Source organism: Hyphobacterium lacteum (assembly GCF_036330345.1).
GTDB classification, from domain to species: domain Bacteria; phylum Pseudomonadota; class Alphaproteobacteria; order Caulobacterales; family Maricaulaceae; genus Hyphobacterium; species Hyphobacterium lacteum.
Genome location: NZ_JAZDRP010000004.1, coordinates 67,198 through 87,340 on the forward strand (window position 1 = coordinate 67,198; position 20,143 = coordinate 87,340).

Here is a 20,143-nt window from a genome sequence, read left to right on the forward strand (position 1 = left end):
TTGGGAAAGTGTTTATTTTGATGGTAAATGCGCCGCTTACGCCGCCACGCTCAATGCCATGGGCGGGGTGGAGAATTCCGGCTCTCCGACCGGCTCCTCGGCATGGGCCAGGGCGGCATTGAGGCGGGTGATGTCCGGACGGCGCAAGCAGAGCGCCGCCAGTTCGGCGGCACTGACCATCGGGGCCCGCTCGGCCAGCTCGGCATAGACCGCCGCGCAAAAATCCAGGTCTTCCGGTTCTTCCAGCGACCAGCGCAGGTTCTCAAGACCATTGCCCGGCCCGGTCAGCGCTACTTTCCTCATTCTGGGATGGGTGCGGATCCAGCTGGTCACCGAAGCCCGGTCGAAAGGCTTCGTCGCATTGCGCTCGGCCTCATGCAGGACCAGCGCCGGAAAAGCCTCGCATTGCAGCCCGTCAGGAAATTTCATCGGCATGTTATTGCAGGCAAAATCGGCATGCGTGTCGTTCAGCAGATGGACCACACGCGAACAGATTTGCGGGTCGATGAAGGGGTGATGACCCGAAACACGCAGAATGGTTTCCGCACTGGCCTCCCGGACAGCGCGGGCCACCCGCGCCAGCACATCATCCTCCGGTCCACGCGTAACCATGTAGCCGGCATCTGTCGCCTCCTCGGCGATCTCGTCATTTTCCGCACCGTCAGGAATGGCGGCGACGACCAGTTCGGCGCCATCGATCTGGCGGCAGCGATCCATGCAGCGCAATAGCGCACTGCGCTCGCCCAGGGATTCCAGCAATTTCAACGGAATTCGGGAGGATGCGGCGCGAGCCTGCACGATGACTGCGAGCGTCATGGCGATCCCCCTTGTGTCATGGAGAAAGAGGATCGCGCTTTCCGCCTAACGGCGCGTTAACCGGAGCACTCAAAGCTTTGACAAAATCGATTCGTCAGGACCTTGCATGGCCACGCTCGCAACACTTTCTTCCGCCGATATTGAAGGCCTGTTTTCGGGCCGCGATTTCCGCCAGCCCCGCATTGATCTGGACGGCCAGACCATACTGGTCACCGGTGGCACGGGATCGTTCGGAAAGCGCTTCGTGAAGACGGTGCTGGACGAGTACAAGCCGAAAAAGCTGATCATCTTTTCCCGTGACGAGCTGAAGCAGTACGAGATGGCGCAGGAGTTTTCTCCGGCCGACTTTCCCTGTCTTCGCTATTTTATCGGTGATGTGCGCGAAGAAACCCGGCTCGACATGGCGATGCGCGATGTCGACATCGTGGTTCACGCCGCCGCGCTGAAGCATGTGCCGATTGCCGAATACAATCCGTTCGAATGCATCAAGACGAACGTGATGGGGGCGGAAAACGTGGTGCGCGCCTGCATCAAGCGCGGTGTGAAGCGCGTTGTGGCCTTGTCCACCGACAAGGCGGCCAGCCCGATCAATCTCTATGGCGCGTCCAAGCTGGCGTCCGACAAGATTTTCACCGCTGCCCAGCATATGGGCGGGCGCAATGGTCCGGTCTTCTGTGTGGTGCGCTATGGCAATGTCATCGGTTCGCGCGGCTCTGTCGTGCCCTTCTTCAAGAAGCTGATCGCTGATGGTGCTACGGAATTGCCGATCACCGATGATCGCATGACGCGTTTCTGGATCACGCTGGACCAGGGCGTGAACTTCGTCCTGTCCAGCCTGGAAATGGCCAAGGGCGGCGAGGTTTTCGTGCCCAAGATCGCCTCCATGTCGATTACCGAGCTGGCCCATGCCATGGCCCCGGACCTGCCGCACAAAATCATCGGCATCCGTCCCGGCGAGAAACTGCACGAAGTGATGGTGCCGATGGATGACAGCCGCCAGACGGTGGAACTGGAAGATCGCTATGCCATCCTGCCCGCTCTGGAAGCCGAGATGCGTGTGCGTTACCTCGCCGAAGGCGCAAAAGCCGTCGCCGAGGACTTCGCCTATGCCTCTGACAGCAATCCGGAAATCATGGATGCCCGCGCACTGCAGGGCCTGGTCGAGCAACGGCTGAAATCCCTGCAGGCCTGATCATGAGCGGCGCGGATCCCTTCGCGAATTTCGAGCGCGACGGGTTTGCGCTGGTCAGACATCCCGACATTGCCGCGGCCAAGGACGCGCTGCGTGATGCCCTGATGGACACCGCGCAATTCATTGCACGGCGGGTCCTGACAGAGGAGGCGTTGGCATCCCTGCCGGCAGATCAGGGTTTTGATGCCTTCCTGGATGCGGTTCATGCCGCCGAGACCGGCAATGCGGTTACCCGCGCTTTATATGAAGTCTTCCCTTCCCTGCCCTCCATCATTTCGATGCTGGATGCGCCTTTCGTGCTGGACCTGGTCAGGCGCGCAGGCGTGGCGCGCCCGGTGGCCGGGACACTACCGCTGATCCGGCTGGACCGCCCAAACGACACGAAGTTCTCGACGCCCGCGCATCAGGACAGCTGGTATTCCATGCTGTCGCCGAATGCGGTGACGTTGTGGACGCCGCTCTGCCACATGGATGCGGATATGGGCCTTCTCGGTGTCGTGCCGGGCAGTCACCGGAAGGGCGTGTGCGGGTTCAAACCCTATGAGGCCGGACATGAATGGTTCGAGACCGCCGAGCCGGTTGGCGAAAATGATCTGACGCCTGTGGCGGTTGGCCATGACGAGATCCTGATCTTCAACCAGTCCCTCATCCACAAGAGCGGGTTCAATGCCTCGCAGCGGGTGCGGATCTCCGTGCAGCTTCGCTATAATGATCTGGCGACGGCGCAATCCCTGACGCGGACCTATACGCCCTCGCTCTCAGCCTGGGTGCTCGACCAGCAAAAGGCGCGGCTTGATGACCTCCACTGACCGCCCGCTCCGCCAGGCCATCTGGTCGACCGCTGCCTGCGATTTGTGCGGCTGCGAGGCGCTGGAGGTGCTGGGCGAACGCCACATCACGGTGCGGGGCCGGTCAGCCGATTTTGCCATGGACTTCACCGATGCGGCCTGTCCGCAATGCGGCTTCGTGCAGGCGCTGAACAGGCCCGATGAAGCCTTCCTGATGGATTATTATCGCGATGCGCATATCGGCCATCGCGGCGGCGAATTGCATTTCAATGCTGAGAAGCGGGTCGCGACGGTGGCCTCACGGGTGCCCGCCGGCGGGCGGATCATCGAGATCGGCGCCAATGACGGCGCCTTCTGTGCGGAACTGGCCAGGGCCGGCTTTGATGCGTTTGGCTTCGATCCGGTCGAGGCCGATGAGGCCGCCAGTGTCGAGAAAGGTTTCCTTGAGGCCGGCGTGGCCTCGGTGGCGCCGAAGTCCGCCGACGCCGTGATTGCCTATTATGTGCTCGAGCATGTCATCAATGCCGGGGAATGGCTGCGCTCGGCCCTCGCCCTGCTCAAAGATGGCGGGGTGCTGGTGCTGGAAGTGCCGGATTATTCAACGCATCCGCAGGATTCGCTGAATGTCGAACATTTGCTCCATTTCACACCGGAGTCCTTGCGGGAGCTATTGGAACAGCACGGGCTGAGCGTCGAACAGGCGGGCGATATCGGTCCGACGGTCGCCTATGGGCAGGCCATTGTGGCGCGGCTGACGGATCGCGCACTGGCGGAAACGCCGAGACCGGCGTCGGCGGGTTTTCTGGCCGGTGGCGCCAAACGGCTGGCGGCGGCCAGGGCATCCTATGCCGAAGCAAAGGCGGATCGCGACCGGCGGCAGCAGGCAGCGGAAGACGCCGCCAGACTGGCCAGCGAGGCCGATCCGTCAGGCGACGCCAGCGTCTTCATCTGGGGCGCGAATGAATACGCCGAGCGGGCCGCGCCTCTGGTGGCGCAGGCTTTCGCCAAGACGTTCGTCGCGGACAAATCACCCAGCAAGATCGGCACGCCCTTCCCGGGCCTGACTGCGCCCATCGTCCATCCGGATGAAGCGGCTCAGGCGGACCAGCGCATCTTCCTGCTCTGCTCTCCGAACTGGAATGCGCAGATCGCCGCGGAGATTTCGGCTGCCGGGTGGGACGCGCTGGCGGTGATTGATGCGGTCAGCGGTGAACGGCTCGCATAGCCTAAAATTTTCGTCTTCATCCGGCTTGACCGGATGATCTCTTGAGGCCCTCCGATCAAGTCGGAGGGAAACGACGTTTTATGTGACGACGAGCGCGGCGGCTGTCTACCGCTTCTCCAGCAGGAACCATGTCCCGTCATCCGACCGTGCAATCGGGTCGCGGTGATAGAAGAAGCCGTAATCCTTAAGCTCCAGCTTTCCGTTGAACCGGTCGAGCATTTCCCCGGCCCAGTCGCGCTTGAACAGGCGGCCCTCATGGCCGCGGTAATTCACTTCGACAGGCGTCGGATTGTAGTATTCGAACAGCAAAATGTGCCGGTTGGAGGCCGAGAACAGCACGTCATAGACCTGCGGTAGAACCTCCGGATTGAGGTGGATCAGAACCCCGCAGATCATGGTGAGGTCATAGGTGCGCTGCGGCAGGTATTCGAGCACGGAAGCGTTCTCGACCTTCGCCACGCCCAGCTCGTTGGCAAGGCGCGCGGATTCGGCGTTGATCTCTATCGCCTCGATCTCGATGGCCGGCGAAACCCGGTTCAGGGCCATCAAATTGAGGCCGATATTGCAGCCGATCTCGAAGGCTGAACCCACGGGCGCAGCCTTTCGGAGCATGTGCGCCATGCAAGTCGTGCGGGCGGCGACCAGCTCGGGTTCCAGCGAGCAGCGCTCGCGGTATTCATCGCCAAACTGCCCGGCCCAGAAGGCTTCCTGCTCGGTCTTGTAGCTCATTGTCTTTTCCTTGCAGCATGCAGGCGTTCGGCAAACGCCCAATCATCTTCAGTGTCGATATCGATGGCCTTCAGCCGGTCCAGAAGGAAGGGCCGGAAGTGCAGCGGCTTCGCGCCATCTTCCTCGGCCAGCAGGCTGGGCGCGGAGAAGATGCCGAACGCACCGGCATCCTGAAAGGCCGGGGTCAGATCCTGCGTGCGGCTGGCGAATTTTGCTTCATCAGCGGTTTTCAGAAGACCGCCCTGCTCGACGAAGAGCTTTTCGATCGCAGTGCCAACCGGCGTAACCGCGAGAACGGGATGGGTGCGGCGGGTCTCAAACTCCCGCACGGCGCCGGCGATATCATCCGGCTCAACGAAGAAGGCGGTGGCGTAGAGTAGCGCCGCCGTCTCGAAGGAGTTCCCGCGCTTTTTATACTCGCGTAGCGTCCAGCCCATGACGGTGCGGATCGGCGTGAAATCATCAGCGATGGCGGCCTCGCGCAGGAAATCCGGCCGATGGCCGGCGGCACCGGCCACCGCAGCGATCTCCGGATCATCCGTCGAGACGTGGATCGTATCAAACAGGCCGGTCGCCTCGGCAGATTTCAGGATATGGGTCAGGGCGGGCTGACCGCCGAAAGGGCGGATATTCTTGCGTGGAATGCGTTTCGAGCCGCCGCGCGCCGGGATGATGGCGATACGCCGGCTCACGTCTTCATCCCCGAGCGAAGGATGGTGCCCGCTTCAGGCCCTGCATTCACCAAGAGGTCGAGCGCGCTCATATAGGGCTCGAACGCGCCGTGAAGCTGCGTGTATTCAGGGTGGTCGTACTCGAAATACTCCAGCGCAATTCCGGCCTTCTCGAACGCATCGCTATCCTCGAGATAGGCTTTCGAGCCCGGCGGTGACAGATAATCTGTGACGCCATGCGCCCGGCAGAGATCAACCAGCCTGTCCGCCTTGGCGCTGCTCACCGGGGATTGCGAGGAGCGGATAGTGGGCGTGGCGATGCCGAGCTCGTGCGCCATCCAGTTGATGATGGCGATGTTCAGTTCACCGACAAGGCTGGTGTGCGCCGCCATGATGTCGTGCAGGGCCGGCAGGTAGCGATCGGCAAAAGGCGCCCTGGCGAAATTCATCTCGATCGTGCGCCACATCGCGTCCGGGAATTTTGCATCGGGCTGGATTTCGGCGTCTGCGATGGTCTGGTCCCGGCGGCCCTTGGTCAGCACCGGCACGGTCAGCCAGACAATCCCGTTGGGCGTCTTGATCCGGTTACGCTGTTGCCAGGAGCGCTTGTCGAACTGGACATCATCCAGGAAGACGAAGAGATCGACCGCCTCCATCAGCGCGAAATAGCCGACCCAGGGCAGGAAGGTCGGCTGCATGATCGCCGCGCGCTTCGGTGCGGTTTCGGCAGCAGGCATCATTCTTCCACCGCGGCGAGCACGCCGCCCTTGCCGTAATCATTGCCATTGTAGAAGACGATGCGCTGGCCCTTATGGGTCAGGACCACGGCGTATTCCACCATGTCGCTGTCCTCGCCCTCGCCCGGTTCCAGCCCCGGCGGATCAAGGCGCGTCCAGTTCAGCCCGTCGGCCGAGACCGCTTCCTGCAGGCGGTAGGCCTCGCCCTTGGAGGCAAACCACATCCGCCACATCTCGCCATCATGCCAGACATAGGGCCGCGCCAGAGCGTTTTCGCCGGGCTCGAAATCGATCGCCACACGGCCATCGCGCTGCCAGTCCAGCCCGTCCCTGGAGGTGGCGATCTGGATGTTGTAGCGCGGCAGATCGGCATGCACCCATTCCACCCCGGCGACATAATACATGCGCCAGCCCATGGGCGTTTTCACTACCCATGGCGCGGTATTGATGAAGGGATTGGCCTTGCAGCGTTCAATGATCGGCGCTTCCGACCAGCGCACGAACCGGTCAGCGCCATCGGGCCTGATGGCCAGCCCGCCATAGAGGTCCATGCGCGTCGTGCCGCCCGGCTTGAAGCCGATATAATAAAGCCGCGTCTCGCCGCCGGTGCGAATGACGCAGGAGGGCAGAACGCCATTATCATCGAAACTGCCAAGGCGGCCCGGCGTCAGCTCCGGCTCTTTCGCGCGTTCCAGTTCAACATCGGGCGTTTCCAGATCGATCAGCGACCAACCAATATGGGACTGGTTCTGATCGTTCCGCCCGCCCCACCAGATCCGCCAGAGCGACCCCTCGACGTTCTCGGGCGCAGGCAGCATGGCGTGCGTGCGCCCCCACCAGGTGTCCGGATCCGGCCGGATGACGATGCCGAGTTTTCTCCAGCTAGTCATCGAGGCCGAAATAATTGTTGCGTATCCTGCGGCCCTTGGGATCGTCCGGCCCGAACACGGTGGCCGGTGCGCCCAGCACGACCGAGCCCGCCTCGACATCCTTTGTCAGGCTGGCATCCATGGCGATGAAGGCCTCATCGCCCACTTTCAGGAAATCCCGCAGCGTGGCGTTGACGCCGAAAAAGCAGCGCTCGCCGATGCGGCAATGTCCGGACACCACGATGTGCGAGGCAAAATAGGTATGGCTGCCGATATGGGTGCCATGGCCGATATGGTTGCCCGACCACAGCATGACATTGTCGCCCAGCTTCACGGTTGGCTGGATGGTCTGGTTTTCCAGGATGAAGCAATTCTCGCCCATCACCAGGTCCGGCCAGGTCGCCGATCGCGAGCAGATATAGCTGGCCAGCGAATAACCTGCCGCCTTGGCCTGCTCGAACTTGGCCTGCCGCAACCGGTTCAGCTTCATATAGGAGAGCGCCACATGCATGCCGTATTGGTCCGGCGGGAAGCGGGTGACGGCTTCCGACCAGGGCACGATGGGCAGGCCGTTGAATGTGTCGCCCTCGACATAGGCGTCATCGACGGTGAAGGCGACGATCTCGTGCTCGCTGTCATGTTTGAAATAGAAGTGCGCCAGCTCGGCGATTTCCGCCGAGCCGAAAATGACGAGCCGTTTCTTGTCACTCATCGACCGCCTCCCAGGTGACGGGTTCATGCGCGGGAATCGCCAAGGCCGCTTTTGTGCCGAACAGACGTTCGAAATCTCGCGCGGCAATGCCCTTGCGGGCGCGGATGGCCTTCACATTGTGCGGGCCGATTTCCTCGCCCGCCGCAATGTCGCGCGTGGCATAGAAATGACGGCGATAGATGGGCGATTTCGTCTCGGCGTCCTTCATGCCGAATTGCGGCCCGCCAAGCGCGGCATGGGCATCGCGCACGGTCTCGCACAGGCGGCGCAATTCATCCGGCTCGATGGCGAAGGAGCTGTCCGGTCCGCCCTCGGAACGGTCGAGGACGAAGTGCTTTTCAATGATGGCTGCTCCCAGAGATGTGGCCACGACAGGCGCGGTAATATCCAGCGTGTGATCGGAAAAGCCGACGGGCACCGGGAAACGTTCTCGCAGCGCCGTGATATTGCGCATATGGGCCGCTTCGATCGGGGCCGGATAAGCACTGACACAGTGCAGCAGGGCGTAATCCGTCACCCCCTCGCGCTCCAGGAACGCTACCGTGTCGTCAATCTCGGCCAGCGTGGCCGTGCCGGTCGACAGGATGAGCGGCTTGCCGGTCTTTGCGGCATATCGGATCAGCGGCCAGTCGGTGAACTCGTTCGAGGCGATCTTGTGCGCGGGCGCATCCAGGCGCTCGAGCAAATCGACCGCATCATTGTCGAAGGGCGAGGAAAACACGGTGATCCCGCGTGCCTTGGCATGGTCGAACAGGGCCGGAAACCATTCGTACGGCGTGGCGGCTTCCTGATAGAGCTGGTGCAGATTGTAGCCGGCCCAGGTGCCGGTGGTGATCTGGAAGTCCGGCTTGTTGCTGGGAAGGGTCAGGCTGTCAGCGGTATAGGTCTGGAATTTGACGGCATCAGCGCCGCATTCGGCGGCCACATCGATCATCTTCAGCGCTTTGGCCAAATCCTTGTTATGATTGCCGGAAACCTCGGCGATCACATAGGGCGCATGACCATCGCCGATCTCTCGTCCGGCAATCGCAAAGGCGGCTCGGGGCGGGTTGGAATGGCTCGTCATTCAACTCTTCCAGCTTTCAGGGAAAGTCTCGCGCGATTCGCCTTAATGATTACTCGCCAAGATATTTCGAGATTACCTGCGCCGCGCGGCCAGCGCCCTGCCCGTCAATGATGGCGGGCCAGCGCGGCACTGTGGTCAGGGCTCGTGCAATCGCGCCTGACAAAGCCTCGGCAAAATCGGGCCGTCCCGAGTTCAGCACTTCGGCGAGGCCGGCATCAATGAAGGCCGACTGCGTCGCCACGAACTGATCGCCGGGGCTGATAATGACGGCGGGTGTCCGGGTGGCCACGGCTTCATACTTGACCAGGCCCGGCCCGATCAGGGCGGCGCGGGATTGCATGAAAAGCGGCTGAAGCGTGGGAGGCGCATGCTCGATGCGGGCGCCAAGATCTTCCGCCATTTTCGAAATCTTCCTGGCCCGGTCCGGCGGGATGCTGCCACCGATCACGACGACAAGCTTCTCACCGAAGGGCTGGCTGACCGCCAGAACCTCTTCGGTCAGGTGCCAGGGATCGGAACCGGACATCATCATCAGGATGGATGACCGGGCCTCGAGATCAGAAGGCGGCGCGGAATACTCGCCGCCCAGAACGGCATAGGCACCACCCCCGATCCAGTTGGTTCCATGATGATCCCGCCGGGCCTCCGCCCCCAGATAAGGCGTGATTACCAGATCCGGCGATGCGGGGCCGGGATAGGCTTCATGATCCAGCCCCTCGATCAGCGCGACCTTGCGGCCGTCTGCCTTCAGCGCCGCGACCAGGTCAGACAGGCCGGACTGGATGGTCGGGTTGGAAAGATCCAGCACGATATTCCCGTCGGGATAGCGCGCAGCTTCCTTTACAAGCGGAATGCCGGGCCGGATCACGACATGATGGAGACCTTCCTCTTCGACGCGGCGGATGAAGCCTCCGGCATCTTCATCGAGGACAAGCCCCACCTCAACACCCTGTTTTTCCAAGGCTTTGGTCAGGGTGAAGCAGCGCGCAGCATGCCCGGTACCGATCTCCAGGCCGAGGCGGCAGCGCAGCCAGATCATAAGGCTTTCAGCCCGAGCACATCGCCAATGGCGCGGACAACGAAGTGCGCGTCCTCGTCACTCATGCCGACAAAGAGCGGGATGGACAGGCAGGTGCGATAGTATTCCGCCGCTCCCGGATAGGCGCCCGGATCATCGTAGATTTTCTGGGTGTGGACCGGGATGTAATGAACCTGCGTGCCAACGCCGCGCTCGCGCAGCCCATTCATAACCTCGATGCGGCTGGTGCCGAGGGCCTCGAAATCGATGCGCAGCACATAGAGGTGCCAGCACGGATTTTGCTCCGGCATCCGGGCGATGGGGCGAACATGGTCATCAAAGCGGGCAAAGCCCTTGTCATAAATCGCGGCGAGTTCGCGCCGGCGGGCCGCGAAGACCTCCAACTTTGACAATTGCGAGCGGACCAGCGCGGCATTGATATCCGGCAGACGGTAATTCCAGCCGAGATCATGGAATTCCTGCCGCCAGGGCTCGCCCGGATTTCCTATAAATTCCTGACGGTTACGGGTGATACCATGCGAGCGAAGACGGCGCATGGTCTCGGCAAGTTCCGGATCATTGGTGGTGACCGCCCCACCCTCGCCCGCCGCAATTGTCTTGACCGGGTGGAAGGAAAACGCTGCGGCGTCGGCAAATTTGCCATCGCCGACCTTGCCGCCCGCGCGTTCGGTGCCGATGGCATGGCAGGAATCCTCAACGATGACCGCGCCGCTTTCGCGCGCCAGATCAGCGATGGCTGCCATGTCACAGCTCTGCCCGCCCAGATGCACCGGCAATATGGCCTTTACCGGACCGCTGGCGCGCGCCATAGCATCGGCCAGCGTGTTGCGCGTCATCAGCCCGGTGTCCGGATCGACATCGGCGAAGACCACCTTGCCGCCGCAATAGCGCACAGCATTCGCGGTCGCCATGAAGGTGATGGTCGGCACGATGCAGCGATCGCCCTCGCCGACGCCCAGCCCGGCCAGTGGCAGGTGCAGCGCCGTGGTTCCATTGGAACAGGCCACGGCTTCGGCCGCGCCAGTGACCTTGGCGAAATCGCGCTCGAAGGCCTCGATCTCCGGACCGGTGGTCAGGAAGTCGGATTTGAGGACGCGGGTGACCGCTTCGATATCGGCCTCGTCGATCAATTGACGGCCATAGGGCAGGAAGCGCTGGCTCATGATGTATCTCTGGCGGGAGTCGCAAAAAAGAAAAAGCGGCGAGCCGGAGCCCGCCGCCTGTTTTCCGCATGAAATCTATGTCTGTAAGGCCTAACCGCCCTGCAGCAGATTGAGGATGATCTGCGGCTGGGAGTTGGCAATCGACAGGGATTGCACGCCCAGCTGCTGTTTCACCTGCAAGGCCTGAAGTCTCGCGCTCTCCTTGGCGAGGTCCGCATCAACCAGATTGCCGACGCCGACAGTGAGCGAGTCCATCAGCTTGCCGACAAAGCCGCGATGCGCCTCCATCTTCTTGGCATCGGAGCCGAGATTGGCGAGCGCCTGGTTCACATTGTCCAGGCTGGTCTGGATGGCCGAAACCGCAGCCGTCGCCAGGGTAACCGTGCCGAGGCTGGCCGTGGTCGCCAGCGTGATGATTGAACCGCCGAGGCTGAGATCCTGCGAGCGCAGCGTGATCGAGCGCGAGGCGTCGGCATCCGCGAGGAAGGCGATACCGCCGGTGATCGAGCCATTGAGAATGTTGGCACCATCGAACTCGGCGTTCTGGAGAATGACCGAGATCTGGTCGATCAGCGCTTTGAAGTCGGCGTCATAGGCCTGGCGCGAGAAGGTATCGATGGACGGGTCCATCGCGGCCGTGGCTTTTTCGCGCATCTCGACCAGCAGGTCGGAGATGGATTCACCGGCCGCCAGGGCGACGTCAGCGATCGACACGGACCGGTCAAGGCTCGACTGGACCGCCGAGAGAGCGCGGATGTCCGAGCGCATGCCCTGCGCCACGGCATAGACGGCAGCATTGTCCTTGGCGCCGCCGACCTTGAGCCCGGTATTCAGCTTGGTCTGGACGTCGGACAGCTCATTGCTGGTCTTGTTGAGGTTTTGCAGCGCGACCATGGCCGCGGCATTGGTATGAATAGAGAGGGTCATGCGGTTCCCCTTTGCAATGTCCTTCGGACGGGCCGGAAGATCAGCCTTCCGGTGTTCGCAGGCGAAGTCGCAAAGGGCGTGCCGAAATGGCCGCAAAAATTGTTCAATGATTTCAATAGTTAATTCAGGGCGCAATTTGCCCGTTCAGCCAATCGGCTAAAATTGCCGGGCTGTTTGACGCCTACTGGTCCGCCTTTGCCGGGCGGAATGCGTCAGACGCGCTGATCGACCAGGCCACCCTGTTTGGTGCGCAGATATTCCCGCAGGGACAGCATGTCCTCGGTGGGCCACTGGCGCACGACGCTGCCATTCTGGCTGTCGACAAGGCGGTAGACGAAGGTGTTTGCGCCTTCGTGCTTTTCTATCGCCAGCTTGGATTCGGCGAAGACTTGCTGGGCCATCCGGTCCACAGAAGCCTTCAACTCCTCGAAGCTCAATGCCGCGGGCGTGTTCTGATCCTTGGCGTCGGTGTCATTTTTTGCAGGCGAGGCTTTCACAGGCGCGGGCGCTGCCCTGAAGCCGACCGCTGCGGCGGATGAGGCTGAATTTATTTTCTGTACCAACTCATTCATTTCAAGCTGATGCCGGGGACGCCGTCATCACCTCCTTGTTCTGAGGATACGCGCTGGCGCGGAATGGGTGACCGGGACGGAACCCCTTCAATCCCGGCCACCCGAAATCCCGCGACTAGCGGAAGTATCCGAGAATCGCGCTCGGTGCGGAATTCGCAATCGAGAGCGCCTGGATGCCCAGCTGCTGCTTGACTTGCAGCGACTGGAGACGGGCGCTTTCCTTGGCGAGATCCGCATCGACGAGATTGCCGATACCCTTCTCAAGGGCGTCTGACAGCTTGCCAACGAACGTCTTGTGGATTTCCAGCGCCTTGGAGCCGGTACCCAGACGGGCCAGCGAGGCACTGAGGTTATCCAGGGATGTGCCGATCTGGCTGGCCAGATTGTCGGCCTGGGTTGCCGTCGTGAACGCCGCATTGGTGGCGATCGTGATGATGGAACCCGAGAGCGACAGGTCTTCGTCAGCAACCGTGATGTTGTTCGAACCGTCAGCATTGGCCAGGGCCGAAATGCCGGTGGTCGAACCATCGATCAGGTTGGTGCCGTTGAACTCGGCATTCGCGATGATCGTCTTGAGTTGATCACGCATAGCCGTGAAGTCAGCGTTCAGGGCGGTCCGCGATGCGGTATCGAGCGAAGAGTCAGCCGCAGCAAGCGCCTTTTCCTTCATCTCGACCAGCATGTCGGACAGCGCTTCACCTGCTGCCAAGGCAACATCAACCGTCGACACAGAGAGGTCGATAGAGTTGCCAACCGCCTTGTAACCCGCGACGTCGGCGCGCATCGACTGGGCAATAGCGAACACGCCGCCATTGTCCTTGGCCGATGCCACGGCGAGACCCGTGTTGATCCGGCTTTGAACCTGTTCCAGCTCCATATTGGTGCGGTTCAGGTTTTGCAGGGCGATCATCGCCCCAGCATTGGTATTGATAGTAGCCATTTTCTTGGCCTTTCCCTTTCTGGTTATGTCGCCGGCTTTTTGCCGGCCTTTATCCAGCGGCTATTTGCGTCCGCTGAATTCCCACCCTTCCGGTCAATTACCGGAAGTATCCGAGGATCGCCGAAGGCGCGGAATTGGCGATCGCCAGCGCCTGGATGCCCAGCTGCTGCTTGACTTGCAGCGACTGGAGACGGGCGCTTTCCTTGGCCAGGTCCGCATCAACGAGATTGCCGATGCCCTTCTCGAGGGCGTCCGACAGCTTGCCAACAAACGTCTTGTGGATTTCCAGCGACTTGGAGCCGGTACCCAGACGCGCCAGCGAAGCGCTCAGATTGTTCAGTGACGTACCGATGGCCGTGGCTTGCGTGGAGGCCGCAGCCGCCGTTGCAAACGAAGCCGTCGCCGCAACCGTGACAACACCGCCGCCCAGAGACAGGTTCTCGTCGAGGACGGTGATCGTGTTCGAGCCGTCAGCATTGGCCAGGGCCGAGATGCTGGTGACCGAGTTGTTGATCAAATTGGTGCCATTGAACTCGGCATTCGAGACGATGGTCGCAATCTGGTCGCGCAAAGCCTTGAAGTCTTCGTTCAGGGCGGTCCGCGATGCAGTGTCGAGCGAGGAATCCGCACCAGCCAGTGCCTTTTCCTTCATCTCGATCAGGATGTCGGAGATCGCCTCGCCTGCTGCCAGGGCAACATCGACGGTCGATACCGCCAGGTCGATGGAGTTTCCGACAGCCTTGTAGCCTGCTACGTCAGCACGCATGGACTGGGCGATCGCGTAAACGCCGCCATTGTCCTTGGCCGACGAAACCGCCAGGCCGGTGTTGATGCGTGTCTGGACCTGCTCCAGCTCCATATTGGTGCGGTTCAGGTTCTGCAGGGCGATCATCGCGCCCGCATTGGTATTGATGGTAGCCATTTCTTGGCCCTTTCCATTACTGGTTTTCAGACCGGCGTTTTGCCGGCCGGGTTATCCAGCGGTGGCAGTATCGCCACCGCCGAATTCTGCTAAACCGCTGAATTAGCGGAAGTATCCGAGGATCGCCCGGGGCGCCGAATTGGCGATGCCCAGTGCCTGGATGCCCAGCTGCTGCTTGACCTGCAGCGACTGGAGGCGGGCACTTTCCTTGGCGAGATCCGCATCGACGAGATTGCCGATGCCCTTTTCGAGGGCATCAGACAGCTTGCCGATAAAGGTGTTGTGGATTTCCAGCGCCTTTGAGCCGGTACCCAGACGGGCCAGCGACGAATTCAGGTTATCCAGGGACGTTCCGATCTGGCTGGCAAGCGTGTCGGCCTGCGTAGCCGTCGCGAACGACGATGTGGCGGAGATGGTCAGCGTCGTACCCGTCAAGGACAGGTCTTCGGCCTGGACCGTGATGGTGTTGGAACCGTCAGCATTGGCCAGCGCAGTGATATTGCCGGCACCGTTGGAGATCAGATTGGTTCCGTTGAACTCGGCATTGGCGACGATCGTGGCGATCTGATCGCGGAGTGCTGTGAAGTCAGCGTTCAGCGCCGTGCGCGACGCTGCATCCAGCGAAGTGTCGGCACCGGCCAGAGCCTTCTCCTTCATCTCGACGAGAATATCGGAAATGGCTTCACCGGCGGCCAGCGCCACATCAACCGTGGACTGGGCCAGGTCGATGGAGTTGGAGACAGCCTTATAGCCCGCCACATCAGCCCGCATGGACTGTGCAATGGCATAAATGCCGCCATTATCTTTTGCCGAGGAAACTGCGAGACCCGTGTTGATCCGGGTTTGAACCTGCTCAAGCTCCATATTGGTCTTGTTGAGGTTCTGCAGGGCGATCATCGCACCCGCATTGGTGTTGATGGTAGCAGCCACTTCTTGGCCCTCCCTTTCTGGTCGTTACGCCAGCGTTTTGCCGGCAGGGACTTCTGTCCCATGGGCGGACTCGCAAGGAGGGGGCCATTTCGCCGCCGCTCAGGCGGGCGGGCGGGCTAAGTTGTTGATTTTGAGCCGAAGATAATTATCCGTCTGAAATTACGTGATTTTTCGCTCGGCAATTCTTGCCGGGAAAATTCTGTTTCTGTCGGCAAAAGCTGCCTATCGGCACAAGATTCCGCCTAACAGGCACTTAAAAAGATTCAAAAAAATGGGGCCGCCCGTGGTGGGAGGCGGCCCCGAATTCTCCTCCTACTGGAAGAAGGACAGAATCGCTTGCGGGCGCTGATTGGCAATGCCCAGAGCCTGGATCCCCAGCTGCTGCTTGACTTGCAGCGACTGGAGCTTGGCGCTTTCTCTTGCCAGGTCGGCATCCACAAGGTTTCCGATCCCGGTTTCCAGCGCATCGGTCAGCTTGGTCACGAAGGTCTGGTGAATACCCAGGGCCTTCGATTGCGTGCCGAGCCGTGCGAGGGCAGCGTTGACATTGTCGAGCGAGGTCCCCAGCTGGCTCGCGATGTTGTCGGCCTGCGTCGCCGTTGAATAGGACGCATTGGACGCGATCGTGATGAGCGAGCTGCCGGCCCCCAGAACGAAATTCTCATCTGCCACCGTGATCGTGTTGGACCCGTCTGCATTCGCCAGCGCCGTGATCGACGTGACGGAGTTGTTGAGCAGGTTGGTGCCGTTGAATTCGGCATTGGTGACAATCGTCTTGATCTGGTCGCGCAAGGCCGTGAAGTCTTCGTTCAGGGCCGTCCGCGATGCCGTATCAAGCGAGGTGTCAGCCGCCGCCAGGGCCTTTTCCTTCATCTCGATGATGAGATCGGAAATGGCTTCACCGGCCGCCAGTGCCACGTCTACAGCCGACTGGGCCCGATTGATCGAGTCCGTTACCGCGCCATAGCCGCTGACCTGGGACCGCATCCGCTGGGCAATGGCATAGATACCGCCATTGTCCTTGGCACCGGCCACTTCAAGGCCGGTATTGATGCGGTTCTGGGTCTGCTCAAGCTGCATGTTGGTCTTGTTCAGATTCTGGAGAGCGATCATCGCTCCCGGATTGGTGTTGACAGAAAGTGTCATTGTTGGGGTTCCTCCGTTCTGGAAGCTGTGGTCCCGCCTTTTGCCGGACCTCCAGGACGTTTTGTCCTGCCCACGGAGGCGCAAGAATCACGCCATGATGGCGCGCCCGCGGCTCGACTTATTCTTTTGATTTTATGGTGGTTTTTATAACAGGCCTGATCCCGGCAAGAAAAGCAGGGTCATTCCGGCGGGCAAAGACTGCCGGGTGGGTGGATTTGGCCTACCCCGCAGCCGGTTGCGGTGCGGCTTCCTGTTGGGGCTGAAGCCCCTGCATGATGGTGCGGTTGATCTCGATCAGGATGTCCATCTCGCCGCCCGACCGCATGATCTCGGAAGACTGCTTGGAAACGAAGATAGAGAGCGAGATGATGGCCGCCCGCAGGCCTTCCGGCAGCTTGTTGCCGGCATCGGCGCAATCAAGCGCAAAGGCACTCCACACACGGCGATTCCAGTCGAGCGCTGCCGAGCGCGTCTTCATGTCGGTGACGTCGGCCTTGTCGGCATCCATCAATGCACGGGTCACCTGGGCAAACAGGCGGTATTCCGTGTTGCGCGGGTCTTCGGCCCGCGTCGCGGCATTCTGGTAAGCGTTAAGAGACACCCTTCAGCCTCTCTTCCTCGTAGGCGATCAGCTTCCGGCAGCGCATCAGCGCCTTGTAGTATTCGCCGGCCATGACATCGCGGGAAATGGTCACGCAATGCTGCAGCATTTCCGGAGCGGAAATGGCATTCATGAATTCCGTCATGCGCAGGACAAATTCGTCATACGCCTTGTCGTCCGTCTTGTCGGACAGATACATCACCATGATCGGGAAGTAGACGCGCTTGGCGGGTGTATCGACCTCATGCTCCTGCATGATGTCCTTCTCGCGCAGCACGGACGCCTTGTTTTGCAGCACCAGCGTCGCGCGGCGGTCGCCATTCTGCATGACGGCGCCGTTGAGAACGAATTTCTCACCGGGCTTTAGCGACAGTTTGAGCGGCATACGCCTTCCCCTCCGATACCGGTTGATCACCGATTCCGGGCGAAGCTAGCCAGAGTTGAGTGAATAAAGGGTTTCAGCCGTTACCAATCGATGCGCTGGCCATCCCAGGCATAGCTGAAACCGCTGTCAGACGGTGTCAGGCCGGAGAGCACATCCAGCAGCTTTCCCGCCGAATGGTCCGGCGTGAACAGCTTTCCGTCCGGCACATTTCGCTGGAAGGGCTGTGACAGGCCGGTATCGACCGTGCCCGGATGCAGCGCCACACAGATCGTCTGCTTGCGCTTGCGGCCCAGCTCGATCGCGAAATTCCGGATCAGCATGTTCAGGGCCGCCTTCGAGGCGCGATAGCTGTGCCAGCCACCGAGGCGGTTATCCCCGATGGAGCCAACCCGTGCCGACAAGGCGGCGAAGATGGCCGGTTCCTCGCGCGGCAGGTGTTCCAGCATGTGTTTGGCAATCAACGCCGGCCCGATGGTGTTCAGTGCGAAAATGTGAGCCATGGTGTCGGGATCCAGCTCACGCCAGGAGCGTTCCGGCCCGAAGCTTTCACCGTGCAGGATACCGGTCGCCACAAAGACCAGATGGACGGGCCCCTGACGGGTGATGTCCTGCGCGGCGCTGGCGATGCTGTTCTCGTCCTGCAGGTCGAAGGTGAAAGGCGTAACCTTGCCCTGCCCCGCTGCGGGCTTTCGAGCGCCCGCCCAGACCCGGCCACAGCGCGGATCACCGGCCAGGCTCTGCGTGATCGCGCGGCCTATGCCGCCGCTGGCACCGAAGACCACGGCGGTGAAGTTATCCGGCAGGTTTTCCAGCATGTCTTGCCTCCTTTTCCGCCAGCTAGTCCGCGTTAACGCGACATCAAGCGAAGCAGTCATCTCTGGCATGAAAGCCGACGACCGGAGCGCCTGCGCAATGACGAAATTGAAGCTTGATGATCTGCTGGCCCAGCCCGAGGAAGCCGCCAAGCGGGACATGCATGATGCGGCTAAGGGAGATCGCGGACCGGATTTCAGGAAAGCGGTTGAAAACGCCAGCCCGGCCGAGCGCAAGAAATTGCGCCGCGCCGCTGATGCACTGCGCCGCGCGGTCAAGCTGGCCCATTCCGGGCATGGCACCCAGGCCGCCAGGCTGGCCATGGGCGTTCTGGAAAAGGACCCCGACAGCGCACTGGCCAATCATGTCATGGGGGTGGCGCTGGAAGAGCTGGGCCGCTTGTCTCTGGCCCTGGAATTCTATCAGCGTTCCTATGAGAAAGATCCCAATTCGCCGGACATCTACCAGTCGCTCTCCATGGTCGCCTGGAAGCTGGACATGCTGCCAGCGGCAGAGAAATTCCTGCGCGTCTTCCTGCAGATGATCCCGGGCAATGTGGACGGCACGATCAATCTGGCCGGCGTGCTGCGCGATCAGGGCAAATATAGCGATGCCATCGATATCCTGCGCAACGCCATCTATGTGCATGCCGAGCATCATGATCTGTGGAATGCGCTGGGCACGGTGCTGATCGAATCCGGCGATCCGGTGCAGGCCGCCACCTTCTATCAGGAGAGCCTGCGGCTGAAGCCGGATTTCGGGCGCGCCTGGAACAACCTGGCCTATGCGCATGACCTTGTCGGCGAGATGGAGCAATCCATCGAAGCCTTCGACAAGGCCATTGATTATGCGGCCCACGCCAAGGACACGGCAACCATGCGCCATGGCCGCGCCCTCTCCTATCTGGGCCTGGGCGATCTGGAGCGCGGCTGGGCAGAGTATGATGTCCGCCTTGATCCGAACTACAAGGATGCCACGCTGTTCGAGATCGGCCTGCCCCGCTGGGACGGCACCGATCCGGCCGAGCTGAAGGGCAAGACCGTGATTATGGTCGGCGAACAGGGCCTGGGCGACGAGATCATGTTCATGAATGCCGCGAAGGACGTGATCGAGGCAGTCGGCCCCGAAGGCGAGGTGCGGATCGCCTGTACCAAGCGGCTGATTCCGCTCTTCCGCCGCTCCTTCCCGGACGTCATGATCGAGCCGCATGCCTCGGCCCAGCTGGAAGGCCGCGACTGGCGCGTGGCCAATGCGGTGACAGACGATCTGCCGCCGGCCGATCTGTGGTTCCCGATGGGCAATGCCTGCCGCGCCTTCCGGTCTTCGCTGGATGCTTTCCCGCAAGAGCCCTTCCTGACCGCTGACGAGGAGGCGGTGGCGCACTGGCGTAACGTGCTGGCCGGCTTCGGTCCGGGTCTGAAAGTCGGCCTGTTGTGGAAGTCGCTGAAGATGACGGCCAAGCGGTCCAAGTATTTCTCGGCCTTCGATGCCTGGAAGCCGGTCCTGCAGACGCCGGGCATCACCTTTGTCAATCTCCAGTATGGCGATGTCGGGGAGGATATCGCCCGCGCCGAAAAGGAATTCGGCATCACCATCCACCTTCCGCCGGAGATTGATCTGCGCAATGACCTCGACGGCGTCGCCGCGCTTGGCAAGGCGCTGGACGTGGTAGTCGGCACGATGAATGCCTCGGTCAATCTGGCCTGCTCGGTGGGCGGTGAAGCGCTGGTCGCCACGCCGACAGCGCGCGGCTGGTCTCGCCTCGGCTCGGACGGCCTGCCCTGGTATCCGGGCGCGAAAGTGTTTGCCTGCGAGCCCTTCGGAAACTGGGATACGCCGATCCGGCAAATCGCCGCCGAGCTGGAAGCCCGCGCGAAAAAGGCGAAGAAAGCGGCCTGAT

22 protein-coding genes are annotated in these 20,143 nt (G+C 61.3%); 4 read left to right on the forward strand and 18 right to left on the reverse strand.

What is annotated here, in order from left to right:
• Window positions 1-36: 36 nt before the first annotated feature.
• Window positions 37-816, reverse strand: coding sequence for a glycosyltransferase family protein (locus V0U79_RS07455; protein ID WP_330198862.1), 780 nt, complete (start codon window positions 814-816; stop codon window positions 37-39).
• 106 nt (window positions 817-922) lie between these two features.
• Between V0U79_RS07455 and pseB the strand changes: the two genes are divergently transcribed.
• Genes pseB through V0U79_RS07470 form a run of 3 tightly spaced genes read left to right on the forward strand, consistent with a single transcriptional unit; the run spans window position 923 to window position 4,021 of the window.
• A complete protein-coding gene (gene pseB, locus V0U79_RS07460; protein WP_330198863.1) occupies window positions 923-2,008 on the forward strand; it encodes a UDP-N-acetylglucosamine 4,6-dehydratase (inverting) in 1,086 nt (361 codons plus the stop codon).
• Between the two features lie 2 nt (window positions 2,009-2,010).
• Window positions 2,011-2,817: a phytanoyl-CoA dioxygenase family protein gene (locus V0U79_RS07465; protein WP_330198864.1), complete on the forward strand. Its 807-nt coding sequence runs from the start codon at window positions 2,011-2,013 to the stop codon at window positions 2,815-2,817.
• A complete protein-coding gene (locus V0U79_RS07470; protein ID WP_330198865.1) occupies window positions 2,804-4,021 on the forward strand; it encodes a class I SAM-dependent methyltransferase in 1,218 nt (405 codons plus the stop codon). Before V0U79_RS07465 ends, V0U79_RS07470 begins: the two co-directional genes overlap by 14 nt.
• Window positions 4,022-4,126: 105 nt before the next feature.
• On the opposite strand, the gene V0U79_RS07475 is transcribed toward V0U79_RS07470, so the two are convergent.
• The 17 genes from V0U79_RS07475 to V0U79_RS07555 form a co-directional block, all read right to left on the reverse strand.
• The gene (locus V0U79_RS07475; protein WP_330198866.1) at window positions 4,127-4,750 is read right to left on the reverse strand and encodes a pseudaminic acid biosynthesis-associated methylase; all 624 of its coding nucleotides are present in this window, start codon (window positions 4,748-4,750) and stop codon (window positions 4,127-4,129) included.
• On the reverse strand, window positions 4,747-5,442 hold the full coding sequence (locus tag V0U79_RS07480; RefSeq protein ID WP_330198867.1) for an acylneuraminate cytidylyltransferase family protein: 696 nt from the start codon (window positions 5,440-5,442) through the stop codon (window positions 4,747-4,749). The genes V0U79_RS07475 and V0U79_RS07480 overlap by 4 nt, the downstream gene beginning before the upstream one ends.
• Window positions 5,439-6,161, reverse strand: coding sequence for a WbqC family protein (locus V0U79_RS07485; RefSeq protein ID WP_330198868.1), 723 nt, complete (start codon window positions 6,159-6,161; stop codon window positions 5,439-5,441). The genes V0U79_RS07480 and V0U79_RS07485 overlap by 4 nt, the downstream gene beginning before the upstream one ends.
• Complete coding sequence (locus V0U79_RS07490) at window positions 6,158-7,048, reverse strand: glycoside hydrolase family protein (protein ID WP_330198869.1); 891 nt, start codon at window positions 7,046-7,048, stop codon at window positions 6,158-6,160. The genes V0U79_RS07485 and V0U79_RS07490 overlap by 4 nt, the downstream gene beginning before the upstream one ends.
• The gene (locus V0U79_RS07495) at window positions 7,041-7,739 is read right to left on the reverse strand and encodes an acetyltransferase (protein WP_330198870.1); all 699 of its coding nucleotides are present in this window, start codon (window positions 7,737-7,739) and stop codon (window positions 7,041-7,043) included. The genes V0U79_RS07490 and V0U79_RS07495 overlap by 8 nt, the downstream gene beginning before the upstream one ends.
• Window positions 7,732-8,805, reverse strand: a complete 1,074-nt coding sequence (gene pseI / locus V0U79_RS07500) for a pseudaminic acid synthase (RefSeq protein WP_330198871.1) — start codon at window positions 8,803-8,805, stop codon at window positions 7,732-7,734. The genes V0U79_RS07495 and pseI overlap by 8 nt, the downstream gene beginning before the upstream one ends.
• Before the next feature lie 49 nt (window positions 8,806-8,854).
• Window positions 8,855-9,844 (reverse strand): hypothetical protein, encoded by a 990-nt coding sequence (locus V0U79_RS07505; protein WP_330198872.1) that lies wholly within the window; start codon window positions 9,842-9,844, stop codon window positions 8,855-8,857.
• Complete coding sequence (gene pseC / locus V0U79_RS07510; RefSeq protein WP_330198873.1) at window positions 9,841-11,007, reverse strand: UDP-4-amino-4,6-dideoxy-N-acetyl-beta-L-altrosamine transaminase; 1,167 nt, start codon at window positions 11,005-11,007, stop codon at window positions 9,841-9,843. Before pseC ends, V0U79_RS07505 begins: the two co-directional genes overlap by 4 nt.
• Before the next feature lie 90 nt (window positions 11,008-11,097).
• The gene (locus V0U79_RS07515) at window positions 11,098-11,934 is read right to left on the reverse strand and encodes a flagellin (protein ID WP_330198874.1); all 837 of its coding nucleotides are present in this window, start codon (window positions 11,932-11,934) and stop codon (window positions 11,098-11,100) included.
• 212 nt (window positions 11,935-12,146) lie between these two features.
• Complete coding sequence (locus V0U79_RS07520; RefSeq protein ID WP_330198875.1) at window positions 12,147-12,506, reverse strand: flagellar protein FlaG; 360 nt, start codon at window positions 12,504-12,506, stop codon at window positions 12,147-12,149.
• A 115-nt stretch (window positions 12,507-12,621) separates the two neighbouring features.
• Window positions 12,622-13,446 carry a flagellin gene (locus V0U79_RS07525; RefSeq protein ID WP_330198876.1) on the reverse strand — a complete coding sequence of 275 codons (825 nt, stop codon included), beginning with the start codon at window positions 13,444-13,446 and terminating at the stop codon, window positions 12,622-12,624.
• A 97-nt stretch (window positions 13,447-13,543) separates the two neighbouring features.
• Entirely contained in the window at window positions 13,544-14,368 is an 825-nt protein-coding gene (locus tag V0U79_RS07530) for a flagellin (RefSeq protein WP_330198877.1), read from the reverse strand.
• A 102-nt stretch (window positions 14,369-14,470) separates the two neighbouring features.
• The gene (locus V0U79_RS07535; protein WP_330198878.1) at window positions 14,471-15,298 is read right to left on the reverse strand and encodes a flagellin; all 828 of its coding nucleotides are present in this window, start codon (window positions 15,296-15,298) and stop codon (window positions 14,471-14,473) included.
• A 312-nt stretch (window positions 15,299-15,610) separates the two neighbouring features.
• A complete protein-coding gene (locus tag V0U79_RS07540; protein WP_330198879.1) occupies window positions 15,611-16,444 on the reverse strand; it encodes a flagellin in 834 nt (277 codons plus the stop codon).
• Between the two features lie 220 nt (window positions 16,445-16,664).
• Entirely contained in the window at window positions 16,665-17,045 is a 381-nt protein-coding gene (gene flaF, locus V0U79_RS07545; RefSeq protein WP_330198880.1) for a flagellar biosynthesis regulator FlaF, read from the reverse strand.
• Window positions 17,035-17,430, reverse strand: a complete 396-nt coding sequence (gene flbT, locus V0U79_RS07550) for a flagellar biosynthesis repressor FlbT (protein ID WP_330198881.1) — start codon at window positions 17,428-17,430, stop codon at window positions 17,035-17,037. The genes flaF and flbT overlap by 11 nt, the downstream gene beginning before the upstream one ends.
• Before the next feature lie 80 nt (window positions 17,431-17,510).
• Entirely contained in the window at window positions 17,511-18,245 is a 735-nt protein-coding gene (locus V0U79_RS07555; protein WP_330198882.1) for an SDR family NAD(P)-dependent oxidoreductase, read from the reverse strand.
• A 97-nt stretch (window positions 18,246-18,342) separates the two neighbouring features.
• Here V0U79_RS07555 and V0U79_RS07560 point away from each other — a divergent pair, with 97 nt between their 5' ends.
• Window positions 18,343-20,142 carry a tetratricopeptide repeat protein gene (locus V0U79_RS07560; RefSeq protein WP_330198883.1) on the forward strand — a complete coding sequence of 600 codons (1,800 nt, stop codon included), beginning with the start codon at window positions 18,343-18,345 and terminating at the stop codon, window positions 20,140-20,142.
• Window position 20,143: the final 1 nt, after the last annotated feature.